The sequence below is a fragment of the Ammoniphilus sp. YIM 78166 genome, assembly GCF_004522215.1.
In the GTDB taxonomy this organism is placed as follows: Bacteria; Bacillota; Bacilli; order Aneurinibacillales; family RAOX-1; genus YIM-78166.
Map to the genome: position 1 here is coordinate 294,953 of NZ_SDLR01000005.1, position 12,419 is coordinate 307,371.

General features: G+C 48.1%; 10 protein-coding genes. All 10 read right to left on the bottom strand.

Features of this window, described 5'->3' with window-relative positions:
* Window positions 1–141 precede the first annotated feature (141 nt).
* The 10 genes from pdxA to EIZ58_RS22670 all read right to left on the bottom strand — a co-directional run bounded on the left by pdxA (window position 142) and on the right by EIZ58_RS22670 (window position 12,419).
* Window positions 142–1,146 carry a 4-hydroxythreonine-4-phosphate dehydrogenase PdxA gene (gene pdxA / locus EIZ58_RS22625; protein WP_134703184.1) on the bottom strand — a complete coding sequence of 335 codons (1,005 nt, stop codon included), beginning with the start codon at window positions 1,144–1,146 and terminating at the stop codon, window positions 142–144.
* Window positions 1,139–2,419 carry a four-carbon acid sugar kinase family protein gene (locus EIZ58_RS22630; protein WP_134703185.1) on the bottom strand — a complete coding sequence of 427 codons (1,281 nt, stop codon included), beginning with the start codon at window positions 2,417–2,419 and terminating at the stop codon, window positions 1,139–1,141. Before EIZ58_RS22630 ends, pdxA begins: the two co-directional genes overlap by 8 nt.
* A 68-nt stretch (window positions 2,420–2,487) precedes the next feature.
* Complete coding sequence (gene dgoD / locus EIZ58_RS22635; protein ID WP_134703186.1) at window positions 2,488–3,636, bottom strand: galactonate dehydratase; 1,149 nt, start codon at window positions 3,634–3,636, stop codon at window positions 2,488–2,490.
* Between the two features lie 67 nt (window positions 3,637–3,703).
* Window positions 3,704–6,451 carry a glycoside hydrolase family 2 protein gene (locus EIZ58_RS22640; RefSeq protein WP_167577891.1) on the bottom strand — a complete coding sequence of 916 codons (2,748 nt, stop codon included), beginning with the start codon at window positions 6,449–6,451 and terminating at the stop codon, window positions 3,704–3,706.
* A 29-nt stretch (window positions 6,452–6,480) separates the two neighbouring features.
* Window positions 6,481–7,311: a carbohydrate ABC transporter permease gene (locus EIZ58_RS22645; protein WP_134703188.1), complete on the bottom strand. Its 831-nt coding sequence runs from the start codon at window positions 7,309–7,311 to the stop codon at window positions 6,481–6,483.
* Window positions 7,312–7,332: 21 nt separating this feature from the next.
* A complete protein-coding gene (locus tag EIZ58_RS22650; RefSeq protein WP_240689325.1) occupies window positions 7,333–8,265 on the bottom strand; it encodes a carbohydrate ABC transporter permease in 933 nt (310 codons plus the stop codon).
* A 65-nt stretch (window positions 8,266–8,330) separates the two neighbouring features.
* Window positions 8,331–9,644 carry an extracellular solute-binding protein gene (locus tag EIZ58_RS22655; protein ID WP_134703189.1) on the bottom strand — a complete coding sequence of 438 codons (1,314 nt, stop codon included), beginning with the start codon at window positions 9,642–9,644 and terminating at the stop codon, window positions 8,331–8,333.
* Between the two features lie 175 nt (window positions 9,645–9,819).
* The gene (locus EIZ58_RS22660) at window positions 9,820–10,737 is read right to left on the bottom strand and encodes an ArsR/SmtB family transcription factor (protein WP_134703190.1); all 918 of its coding nucleotides are present in this window, start codon (window positions 10,735–10,737) and stop codon (window positions 9,820–9,822) included.
* Window positions 10,738–10,892: 155 nt separating this feature from the next.
* Window positions 10,893–11,309, bottom strand: coding sequence for a Rieske (2Fe-2S) protein (locus EIZ58_RS22665; protein WP_134703191.1), 417 nt, complete (start codon window positions 11,307–11,309; stop codon window positions 10,893–10,895).
* 18 nt (window positions 11,310–11,327) lie between these two features.
* Window positions 11,328–12,419: an amidohydrolase family protein gene (locus EIZ58_RS22670; RefSeq protein ID WP_134703192.1), complete on the bottom strand. Its 1,092-nt coding sequence runs from the start codon at window positions 12,417–12,419 to the stop codon at window positions 11,328–11,330.

Consider the following 12,419-nt stretch of genomic DNA (forward strand, 5'->3'; position numbering starts at 1 on the left):
TTTACTCTTTCTCGAGTAGTGATCAAGCACCAACTTTAATGCCGGGGATTTTCATATAAACCGCCTGAGGACCGAGATTCGTGCCCTGAACCAGGCGGATTCTCGAATGTTTATGAATCAATCCTCAGATGATGTAACCGCCTATGTCAGCCTACTCGCCTTAGGACTAAGCAGGATCGCTTGGCGAATCGCTTCCTTCAGGCTTGATTCATCGGCTTTCCCTGTTCCTGCAATGTCGAAGGCTGTTCCATGGTCCACGCTGGTGCGGATCACGTGGAGCCCCACGGTGATATTTACGCCTGTCTCCAAGCCTAGCACCTTAATCGGGCCATGTCCCTGATCGTGATACATCGCGACGACCATATCAAAGTCGCCTTTTACCGCCCGATAGAAGAGGGTATCAGCCGGAAGCGGGCCAACCACGCAAATGCCTTCTTCTTGGGCCCGAATTACCGCCGGTACAATTTTTTCCTCTTCTTCCCCGTACCCGAATAAGCCATTCTCCCCGGCATGAGGGTTGATCCCGCAGACGGCAATGCGGGGCTTTTCACAGCCTGACCGCTTTAAGGCCTGATCCGCTAGTGCGACGACGGTGTACACCCGCTGTTCCGTAATTTGTTTGACCGCATCAATAAGGCCGATATGGGTGGTTACATGGATCACTTTCAATTGAGGAGACGATAGAAGCATCGCATAGTCTGTTGTCCCTGTAAGCTGCGCCAGGATTTCTGTATGTCCAGGGTAAAGATGGCCGGCTTTATGCAAGGCTTCTTTATTCAGGGGAGCCGTACAAATTGCATCGATGCGGCCCGCGTCAGCCAGTTCCACGGCTTTTTTCACATAGGAGAAGGCTGCATGTCCCGCTTCAGCCGATACCCTCCCATAGGGTAAATCAGCGGAAACAAGAGCTAAATCCAAACAATCAATCACGCCGTGTGAGAACCGGCCATCTTCGGGGGATTCAATCGCTAGGATAGCGAATTCACTCCTCACTAGCTTTTTGGCCCGCTCCAGTATGCTGCGATCTCCAATCACAAAAGGTCTGCATGCTTGATAGAGGGATGGGTCTTCTAAGGCTTTTATGATAATCTCAGGCCCAACCCCCGCGGCGTCCCCCATGGTAATTCCAATCATCGGCCTATACATCTGTCATTTCCCCTTTCAACAAGTTCCTCGCATTCCAAAGAGAGCTTTCCTGGCCAAAGCCACCCGCTTTCGTCACCACAAATAATCGATCCTTTTCAGGAGCCCTGCTCAACGGAATCCCTGTTTCCAGTTCTTGGATTAACTGCAATTCCGTGATCCCCAAGCTCTTGCACACCGCCTTGGCCGTATCCCCGCCCGTAAGAATCAATCCCTGTACTGAAACCTTCTCAACCACTTCTGCCGTAACGGTTCCTAATGCCGAAGAAATAGTCTCCGCGAACAGGACGGTCGAGTCCTCCACCGGGTTAAGTTGGCAAGGAGCTACCGACAAACTCACATCCCTTCCGCTTTTTAGAGCGGCTTCAAGCTCCTCGCGGCAGCGCGCTAGTTCGCTCTGGCGGGATTCTTCCCGCATTAGTGCTATTGGCTGAATTTCTACAGATCGAACGGATGGCCGTGACGTATACACCTCAAGTTGTTGTTTGGTAACCGGTGATAGGCTCCCGGAAACGAGCATAACCGGTCCATCCACGGGCTGAAAGGAAATCGGTTGTTTCTTTGCTTCTCTGCCTGTATTCCAACTCTCAGCGAGGGGGATGGTCAAGCCAGCGGATCCGACCCATAATGTCCGGAACCCTAAGGGTTCCACTTTACGAACCAAGTCTAGCAAATCGGAATCCGTCTCTGCATCACACACAAGGATGGCAATTTGATCTTCTTTCATCTTTAATAGAAAGTGTGTGATAGCTTCCTCACTGCCATCCAAGATGGACTGATCGAGCAATCCCATTTTTCTGCGAGTCTGACTCGCTAGGATCGTCGTCAAGCTAGAGCTTTTCATCGGGTTTTTCGGATCCCGGGCAAACTCGGTTTCATGAAGAGGCTTCTGGCGTACATAATGCATGCCGTGTTTCGTGGTTCTCCCGAGGGCAGGGAAAGCAGGGGCAACAAATGCAAATTCATAATCCATATGGTCAAGGATGGCATCGATTTCTGCACCAAGATTGCCGCGTAAGGTGGAATCTACTTTCTTATAAATCCGCTCCACCCCTGCCTGCTTCATTTCTTCAGCCACCCTGCTGACCTTTTGATAGGCTTCGGTGGACTTAAGTGCTCTGCTGTCCGTATCCGCCACGGCAACTTCCGCGGTAAATTGGCGGCTTGAACCCTCTTCCGATAGGTAAACGGACGTCTGGAACCCACGCGTTGCAAAAGTGATTCCAGCATCAGACGCCCCCGTCAGATCATCTGCAATTACTCCCCATTTCGCCATCCTTATCGAACTCCCCTTCTTTTATCTTTCATCCCCAAAAAGAAAGAGACTTTAACAGTCTCTTTTGTCTACCATTCGGCAATACTGCCATCTTTATGGCGCCAGATTGGATTTCTCCAACGATGACCCTGTTCCGCCATTTTCCGCACATAGTCTTCATTGATCGTAATGCCTAAACCTGGCCCTTGTGGGATTTGAACATGTCCGTCCTTATAGGCAAAAACGGAAGCATCCTGTACATAATCCAGCAGGTCATTTCCTTGATTATAATGGATACCCAAGCTTTGCTCTTGAATAAAGGCGTTGTACGACGTGGCATCTACCTGTAGGCAAGAGGCTAAAGCAATCGGCCCCAGCGGACAATGCGGGGCAACCGCCACGTCATAGGCTTCCGCCATGGCAAAGATCTTTTTGCATTCCGTAATTCCTCCCGCGTGAGACAAGTCAGGCTGGATAATGTCCACCCATCCGCCCTCTAACAGGTTTTTGAAATCCCAACGCGAAAACATCCGCTCGCCTGTCGCGATCGGGGTGCTCGTATGGCGGGCGATTTCCCGCAGCGCTTCATTATTTTCAGGAAGCACAGGTTCTTCGATGAACATCAATCGGTAGGGCTCTAATTCTTTGGCCAGGATTTTTGCCATCGGCTTATGTACACGACCATGAAAATCTACACCGATGCCAAAATAAGGCCCGACGGCCTCGCGTATCGCTGCGACTCGTTCTAGCACCTGGTCGATTTTTTCATGCGTATCAATATATTGAAGCTCTTCCGTGGCGTTCATCTTAATGGCCGTGAAGCCTGCTTGCTTCTTCTCCAATGCCGCTTGCCCAACATCGCTTGGTCGATCTCCGCCAATCCAGGAATAAACACGCATCGAATCCCGGCAAGCCCCTCCGAGCAATTGGTAAATGGGGGCATTATAGAACTTGCCCTTAATATCCCATAAAGCCTGGTCGATCCCGGCTATCGCGCTCATGAGGATCGGGCCTCCGCGATAAAACCCTCCGCGATACATGACCTGCCAATGATCTTCGATCCGCAAGGGATCAGCTCCGACTAAATAATCCATCATTTCTTCCACGGCCGTTTGCACGGTATGGGCTTTTCCTTCCACCACAGGCTCTCCCCAGCCCACGATGCCTTCATCCGTCTCAATCTTTAAAAAGAGCCAGCGAGGCGGTACAATAAAGGTTTCAAATTTTGTAATCTTCATGTCTTCAGCTCCGTTTCTTTTTCAATATGCAAAAGGGAGGACGGACCTCCCTTTATGTTGATGAAGATTAAGCCAGCCTCACTTCTTCCGCACCCGAGCTCTGCTGCTGCCTCAAGCTGATCTTCATCAGCTGATGCACTACCTGCGTAGCAATCGGATGAATACCATAATGCTCCGTCAATCTCCAAGTCGTTAAGGTAATTGAACCCTCGCCGTAATGGTGGCGAAGAATGGACCCTCCAACCTGGCCGATCCAGCCTTGGAAATACCCGGAGATGATCTCGCAAGACTCCGCCAGTCCGGGGTTCCCGAATAAGTGAATCGCTCGGCGCCCGCCGGCAATCTTATAATCATGAAAAGGAACAACGTAATGCGGAATCAGCTCATCCACTTCCCATCCCATCTCCGGCAGGAGTGGAATACCGGGAAACTCGTTCGGATTCACGTAGTTAAAGGAAGAAGCTCTCGGCCAGCTTTCCCCTTCTGGAAGATGACGGAAGGTATACTGTCCCTTTGATGTAAGCTGATCGCCCTGCTCAGCCATGAAAAGAACATGTCCGCCTTCACGAGCAAACGCGAGAACCGCTTCATCGAGGCAATTGGTGACAACGACCGTTTCCTTATCGAACGACTCGCCAATGGTACACCCTTGAGCCCTCAGCTGTTGAACGAACGATTCAGGCATCTGATAAGGTACTAAGGTCAAGCCTTCCTTCCCGTTGATTACCATAGGTGAAATGGTCAGCTCTTCGCTATTTTTCGCCCATATATCTCCGTTCACGAGAAGACTTACATGCAGCTCATAGAATCCTGGAGCCTCGACTGTCGGTACCTTAAAAGATATGGCCTTCTGCAAATGAATATGTACTTCCCCTTGCACAGTAACCGGAATCTGTCCGCTTAGCCCGGTTCCTGCTATTCTCCACTCGATCGTCCCCTCGAAAGCTTTGAGGTCATGGTTTGAAAGGATGATATCACCTTGGAAATTCTGTTCGCACCATACATTATGGTTTACCCCATCAACCATGACGGTTAGGGGACCGTTGAAATCCTTTAGGTTCTCGAATCCTTCCTTCGGATTCCGCATGTAGTCCAGCCACCCATTCGTTTCCCACTCGATATCGGTAAACTCCGTCACGACATATCCCGCGATCGCAGGACGTTTGCGCATTTCCTCTACCACCGACTTTACCGCTCGAAACATCCGGGTTTGTGAGGAGACCGCCAGTTCTTCGAACGTTGGGAAGATCCGGTCCAACCCAAACTTGGAAAAGTTCGCTTCCGCCGTCGTCGGCTTCTTATAATCCTCCTGATGCGACTCCTCTCCTTGGTTAACGAACCACCAGGGCTCTCCTCCATAGTGCTGCTTGAGCTTCTCTATACTCGGAAGCCCCCATATGCCAAATTCAGAAATGATAATCGGCTCACCATTGGACTTTCTACCGCCGACAAAATTCTGATCCGGATTACCCAGAACGAACTCATCCAAATCTTTTTTCCATGCATCCAACTGATCCGGGCAGACAAAGTAGCGATGGTGATCATTAATATCCGTTTTGACATGCGTCCATCCGGAATTATCGCAAACCAACCGTGTAGAATCCAGCTCTTTTACTTCCTGATACAGCTCTTCCACATGCGTTTGCTTCGCTGGATCCTTGGCCAGGTCCCATTCTAGTCCCCACTCTTCATTATAAATCGACCAAATCAGTATGGATGGATGATTATAATCCCTCCGGATCATGGCCGTCAGGTCCTTCTTAAAGCGGTTCTGTCCTTGCGGCGTCCATTTCACGTAATTCGGAGGCTCTGCCCAAATCAACATCCCCATCCGGTCAGCCCAATAGAGGTAACGCGGAATCTCTACTTTAATGTGCTTTCGCAAGAGGTTAAAGCCCATTTCCTTGGCTAAACGAATCTCGTTTTGGATATATTCATCCGAAGGTGCCACATAAACCGTATCCGGATAAAACGCCTGATCCAGCGCTCCGCGGAGGTAGATTGGCTTTCCGTTTAGGCAAACCAGCCCATCGCGGTGTTCTACTTTTCGCATGCCAAAAGTTGATGAAGATTGATCTAATCCTTCAATGGCAATGGTCAACTCATATAAGTGCGGATGGTCAGGCTCCCACAAAATGGCCTCCGGCATATCCACAATAAATTCTACCACTGAACCTTCTAAGTTAAACTCTCCTGAATTTAGTTCCCCTTTCGGGTCCACGTGATCTTTTACCACGTAGTGCACCTTCTCTTGTCCGCAAGGTGTCGTATTGAGCTCCACTCGGACGTGCGCCTTCTGCTCATCAACAACCGGGGTGATCCTGACATCCTGCACATAAAGCTGCGCACGTTCCTCCAGGAATACCGATTGCCATATCCCGCTTACTCGCGTATACCAGCTCCCCTGCTTTCCAATCGGAATTTCCGCGTTATCCTGTGGGTCATACACACGAACGGCGAGCGTATTTTCTCCCTCAGGTGAAAGAAGATCCGTAATATCGAACTCAAAAGGAGTAAAGCCTCCCTCATGCTCACCGGCATAGTTTCCATTGATCCATACTCGCGTGTGGTAGTCTACCGCGTCAAAGTGCAGGATCAGTCGCTTGCTCTCTTGCTTGCAAGCAGAGAAGCCTCGGCTGTACCAGGCCGCACCATTATAATGAAGGTATTGTCCCCCTTCTCTTTGCCAAATGTGCGGGACGTCTACCGATCTCGCAGCCGGCAACCCCTTTATATGCCATCGATCTTTTTCCCCTACATTTTTTGGATCGATTTCAAAACCCCACATACCATTCAAATTCCACTGCTTCCTCATATATCCTTCCTCCTCCATTTCTCCTTCTGTTACCCCTTGATTCCTGTCATGGTAATCCCTTTGATAATATGTCTTTGGAACAGGATAAAGACAATCAGCGCGGGTAAGCTGGCCAGCATATTGGCCGCCATTGGCCGAGTCAATTCTCCTGTATAGGCACTTTGAAATAACGGGATGCCCACCGGCAACGTCATCATTTCCTCCGAAGTGATGGCTAGATAAGGCCACAGGAAGTTATTCCATGAACTGATAAAGGTAAAAATGGCTAAAGCCGCCATGGAAGAGCGGGATAGCGGGAGAAAAATGCTCCAGTAAACACGGAACAGCCCTGCCCCATCAATCGTTGCAGCTTCCACGAGCTCCTTGGGAATGTTATCGTAGAACTGCTTGAGGATCAGTACCCCAAGCGGCGCTGCTATGCTTGGCAAAATAATAGAGCTGTAAGAATTGATCAGTCCATTTTCTACCATCATCAAGAATAACGGAACAATGGTCGCTTCTGTTGGAACCATGAGCCCGGCAATGATGACCCAAAACACCCATTTCTTCCCCTTAAAAGGAATCCTAGACAGCGCAAAAGCAGCTAGTGATGTGACGGTGAGGGTGGCCACCGTCGTGACGACAGCGATATAGACACTATTGATCGTCCATCGCCAAATCGAAGCGCTTTCTGTAATAAAAATGAAGTTCTCTAGCGAAAAAGGAGGCGTGACCAATGCGCTTAACACGGTCACCGGCGACCCATCCGGCTTGATTGAGGTTAAGACCATCCATAACATAGGTACGAGCCATAGAATAATAACGGAATAACTGATAATATAAAGTGCTAGTCTTCCGATGCTCAGCCGCTGCTTCTGCATGTGGCATCTATTCCTTCCTATTTAGTCTTTTTTGGACAAGAATTTGAACTGAATAAGTGCGAACACAATCATAACAGCAAACAAGAAGTAGGACATGGCTGCAGATAAGCCCATTTCATTGCTCCGGAAACCGGTCTCGTAAATGTACTGAACCAATGGACGGGTAGCCGTGCCTGGTCCTCCTTGCGTCATCAGCCAGGGCTGTCCGAAGAGTTTAAAGGAAGCAATTGATTGCAGGACGACGATCAATAGCGTTACGCCCTTCAGGGACGGCAGCGTAATATGTAAAAAGCATTGCCAACTGTTTGCTCCATCGATTCGCGCAGCTTCGTAATATTCTTCGGGAATTTCCTGCAAACCAGCTAAATAAAGCACCATATTAAATCCAACAGTCCACCAAACCGTAGCAATGAGGATCGAAATCCATGCCAAATGAACATCATCCAGCCAAAAAATTTCCTGAGAAATTCCAATTTTGTGCAGCATGCTGTTGACAAAACCCGTATAGGGCTGAAGCATGAACACCCAAATGCTACTGATTACAGAAATCGATAAGATGTGCGGCAAGAAAAATGCAGAGCGAAGAAACGTTGTCCCCTTCATTTTCGCATTAACGACTAATGCAAGGAGCAGGCCTACGATGACAAGCGTGGGGGTGGAAAGAATAACAAAATACAGCGTATTCCACAAAGCCCCCCAAAAGTACTTATCCTTAAACATATAGGAGTAATTCTGCAAGCCAATAAATACCGGCTCCCTCCCAATCGTCCACTGGTGAAGACTGATATAGAAACCTTTTACAATCGGATACAGCATAAACCATACATACAGCACGAGATATGGAATCAAGAATAACCAAGCAGCGATATGATTCCGAAGTGAAACACTTAGAATTCCTCGCCTTTTCTCAACTGGCATTACTTCTTGTTTTGAAGCTTCGGGTTGGACATTCACAAGACTCACCCCCTACTTTTAGTAAAAGAAGGGGCTAGCAGATGGAGTAGCCCCTTCATCAGATTTTATTTAGCTAGTAGTTCATTGACCTGCTTTTCAGCATCTGCTAATACTTGATCGACGGTTGCCTGCCCGGTCATAAGCTTATCGAAGTTCGGCACTAAGATTTCCTTGATGGGCCCTACCTTATCAGAGTTTGGCAAAAAGGCTACCACATTGGCCACTTCGGCATAATCGGAACGATACGGGAGAGACTTAAACTCTTGGGATTCGGCAACCGTGATTTTGCTTGGCACATGGCCCGCTTTCGCCCACATCGCGCCATGGTCTGCCAGCCAGTTTGCGAATTTCGCCGCTGCTGCCGCTTTTTTCTCATCCTTATTCTTTTGTACAGGGATCACGAGCGTGTGAGAATCCCCCCAGGCTGCCGGTTGATCATACAGTTGTGGGAAGGAAATAGCAGCAAAGTCCAAGGTGTCCTTGTTTTTCTCAAAGGTTCCGGTGGACCATACTCCATTGAGAGAGATGGCGCCTTTTCCTGCGGCAAAAATCTCTCCACCGTTCTTAATGTTCTTCGGCCATAAGTCTTCATTGACCAGGTCAGCTAAAAATTGAAGAGCTTGCTTGCTCTTTTCATTGTTAAAGTCCGCTTTTTTACCGTCTTCTGTCAGCAATTGCCCCCCCATCTGGCTATATAAGGTCCACCATAACCAATAAGGCTGATTTCCTTTGGAGGTGGTCGCCAATGGCATCACGTCCGCTGGCGCCTTGGCCTTGATTTCTCTTAAGAAGTTCACGAACCCTTCAGCACCAGGCTCCATTTTGGGTTTCCCATCGGCATCCAGCAGTCCCGCGTCCCCTAATATTTTTTTGTTATAGAACATAATTTCAGCATGCGTATCGAGCGGAATCGCCATATGCTTGCCATCAAACACAGTTGCCTGGAGGATGTTCGGATTAAATGAGCTCCAGTCCAAATCCGTGGCAATCGTATCCATCACTTCCAAGTTTCCGGTTGGTACGAGCTCGGCTAGCTTGGAGGTATGGGCAATGGCCACGTCAGGTGCCTGTCCGGATACCATGGCCGTGGATAATTTTGTATAATATTCCTCGTTCTTTAAATTCAAGATTTGCACATTCGTGTCGGGGTTCTCTTGATTGAATTTGTTGACCATTTCCTTCATAAAATCGCCATCGCCGCCGCTGAATGGAACCCAATAATTGAGCTTAATAGGTTCAGATGCACCACTTCCGGCTTGCTCTTGCTTGCCAGCGCTTTCATTTTGTGGTGTTCCCGATGTCCCACTGCCCGTACCGCAAGCGGTAAGGAAGGAAGCCGTGATTAGCATGGACGCCAAAAGACCGCTAAGTTTCTTCATAAATGTCCCCCTTTATCTAAATTAATAGAATGTTTTTGACAATTTTATTGTAACATACTATCTTGTTTTATTTCAATAATTATTATAATAAAAAAGAAAAAATCCCCAAAACAAGAGGATTTCTAAAATAATCTACTTATTATTATATAAAAAGATATAATAATTGAATATTTCATCATCCTTTATTAGAATAACGAATCTTCATAATGATCCCTTGCTCATAGTTGCCGAACCGATGCCCAAATAGGTTAAGCCCTCCCACATTCATCGCGTCTTTCTTGACGCCGAACCGAATGGATAGAAAAGGCTTATGTTCAATTTTCAGATCGTCCAGCGTAATATTAGAAATCTGAACCCCGTCTAGGAAGGTGCCTCGCTTGCTAACCATCCATCTTTTTAATAAGCCGAATTGTGTATTGGTGGTCAGCCACCACTGGGGGGTCAAGAAGCCTCTTTCTCCTCCAAAATCGCCCGGGCTCGTCCATGTTCCGATTTCTACTTGATTGACCCATACGGTGATATCGGACGGCCAATCCAGCTTGTGATAGGGGGCTTCCGAACAGATCTCAGCGGAAAATTCAAGTTCTTCTGCTAAAGCGCCATACGGGATCCGGTTAGGAAAGCGATATTCAATGTAACCAGCCCGGAACCATAACAGCTGTGCTTCTTTCCTCTCGGTTTCATAGAAAGTCCTTGGGTCATCCATAATGCCGATAATACCAGACTCGCTGACTAGGCCACAGGTAGGCTCGACCTCGCAGTCAATATACTCCCCGATAGGCAAGTCAATGAGGATGGACTGCTCATGGCTTGGCTCATCTGGCCGCAGATCGATCACAATCCGGTCATATTTCCTCGAGCTAACCTTCTGGCTGCCACGGCCGGGGACGATCTCCGTAGCTATCAATCCGGCATCTTCAAGCTTCTGGATGTTGACGGCTGCTGTTGAGAAGGGAATTTCAAGCGCTTCTGAAAGATCGTTTACATTTTGAGGACCCTCGCTGAGAAGATTCAGGATCGTGATCCGGCGCTCATTGGCGAGGGCCTTGCAGATCTCAAGGGCTTCTTCTAAGGTTAAGTGTAGTGTTCGCATCTGAGCCCCCTTTTTTATTACAATATTTTTTGTAATAATAGTATAGCAAGGTTTACATTCAAAAACCAGAAAAAAGAATCCCTGTAAGGGGATTCCCGTGGTCTAAGAGTGCAAGATTTCTTCAATCGCCTGAAGAACCTCTTTCATATATGAGCTCATATTGTTACAATCACATAATCCGAACGGATGATAACAGGATAGGTTTCCGCTTGCAAGGTCTCTGGCGGGGACTGCACTTTCACATCATACGTCTTTACTAGACACCTCTGAGGGTCGTTGATCGATTTTCCCGTTTTAATGTCAAATTCCCAACCATGCCAAGGACAGCGGAGGATCTCCCCTTCCTTGATAAAAACTAATTGATCCAAACTGCCCTGACTTGTGCTTTCACAGACGGTCATCCCTCCGACGCTCCCTTCACAGAGAGGGGCACCTTGATGAGGGCAGCTATTTCTTAAGGCAAAATAATCACCGTTGACATTAAAGATGCATATGGACCTTCCCTCAATTTTCACATGCTTTTTCTCACCAGTAGGAATTTCTTCTACCGTGGCTACTATATATTCTTTCAAGTCCCTTTCCCCCCACAATTAATCTAGATTATATAATTCCTTTGCATTTTCAAAAAAGATCCTCTGTTTCAAATCCTCAGGCATTTTAGGAAACGCTCGGCTCGGGGAATCAAAGTCCCAATGCGGATAATCAGAGGAAAACATGAGAATATTCTTGGCATCCATCATTTCGAAAATCTGTAAGAGATGCTCAGGCTTCTCCGGGCTCTCAATGGGCTGGGAGGTGATGCGGACATGATCGCGAATGTATTCGCTCGGTTTTTTCTTTACCCGCGGCACTTCTTCGCGAAGCCCCTTCCATTCGGAATCTAGTCTCCATAGTAAAGGTGGAAGCCATGCTGAACCTCCTTCCACCAGCACAAGCTTGAGTTTGGGAAAGCGCTCAAAGACTCCTTCGGTCAAAAAGCTAATGAGATGTGCCTGGAAGGACAGCATCAAGCCTGTATGCCACTCGATGTAGGTAGCCGGGTACCCGCTAATCTGAGAATCATTTATTCCCACGCCTTCGGTTCCTGGATGCAGGGCCAGAGGTAACCCGTTGCGTTCGCAAGCCTCGAATATAGGATAGAACTGCCGATGCCCGTATGGCGCCCTCGAGCCTCCATCGATCATGACTTGAACCATATGAGGATGATCAGCCCATCGGTCAATCTCTTTTGCTGCTGCCATCGGATCTTGAGGGGCGACCGTGATTGATCCCTTGCATCTTCCATCCGCATTGTTATGGTCGAGCCAAACATCTGCCAGCCAGTCATTATAAGCGGCTGCAACAGCTGTTGCGAATTCTGGATTTGGATACATCGTGGCAAAAGCCCTCGGGAGTAGAATGGCATAATTTATTCCATATTCATCCAGTAGTTGCTGTCGCATGAAATCAGGATCCGAACAAGGGAAGCCTCCATTCGGAGTAAAGGAGTCCAAGCGATTCGGATGAATAGGATTCATGTAAATCCCTCTGGTATTGGCTGTCTGCAGGCGATCTCTCCATGGCGGCTGCATATATGCTTTGATTTCATCTACACTCTTCGGATGGGGGTGAACATCACAGTCAATGATCCCATTTAGCCTGTTTTTGGGACCCGCATTTTTCAAGGTCTTTGCATCAATCAT

What these genes read in the sequence shown, in the direction of transcription:
- pdxA (WP_134703184.1), bottom strand. Translation starts at nt 1,146, where the DNA reads ATGTATAGGCCGATGATTGGAATTACCATGGGGGACGCCGCGGGGGTT.
- EIZ58_RS22630 (WP_134703185.1), bottom strand. Translation starts at nt 2,419, where the DNA reads ATGGCGAAATGGGGAGTAATTGCAGATGATCTGACGGGGGCGTCTGAT.
- dgoD (WP_134703186.1), bottom strand. Translation starts at nt 3,636, where the DNA reads ATGAAGATTACAAAATTTGAAACCTTTATTGTACCGCCTCGCTGGCTC.
- EIZ58_RS22640 (WP_167577891.1), bottom strand. Translation starts at nt 6,451, where the DNA reads ATGAGGAAGCAGTGGAATTTGAATGGTATGTGGGGTTTTGAAATCGAT.
- EIZ58_RS22645 (WP_134703188.1), bottom strand. Translation starts at nt 7,311, where the DNA reads ATGCAGAAGCAGCGGCTGAGCATCGGAAGACTAGCACTTTATATTATC.
- EIZ58_RS22655 (WP_134703189.1), bottom strand. Translation starts at nt 9,644, where the DNA reads ATGAAGAAACTTAGCGGTCTTTTGGCGTCCATGCTAATCACGGCTTCC.
- EIZ58_RS22660 (WP_134703190.1), bottom strand. Translation starts at nt 10,737, where the DNA reads ATGCGAACACTACACTTAACCTTAGAAGAAGCCCTTGAGATCTGCAAG.
- EIZ58_RS22670 (WP_134703192.1), bottom strand. Translation starts at nt 12,419, where the DNA reads ATGATTGATGCAAAGACCTTGAAAAATGCGGGTCCCAAAAACAGGCTA.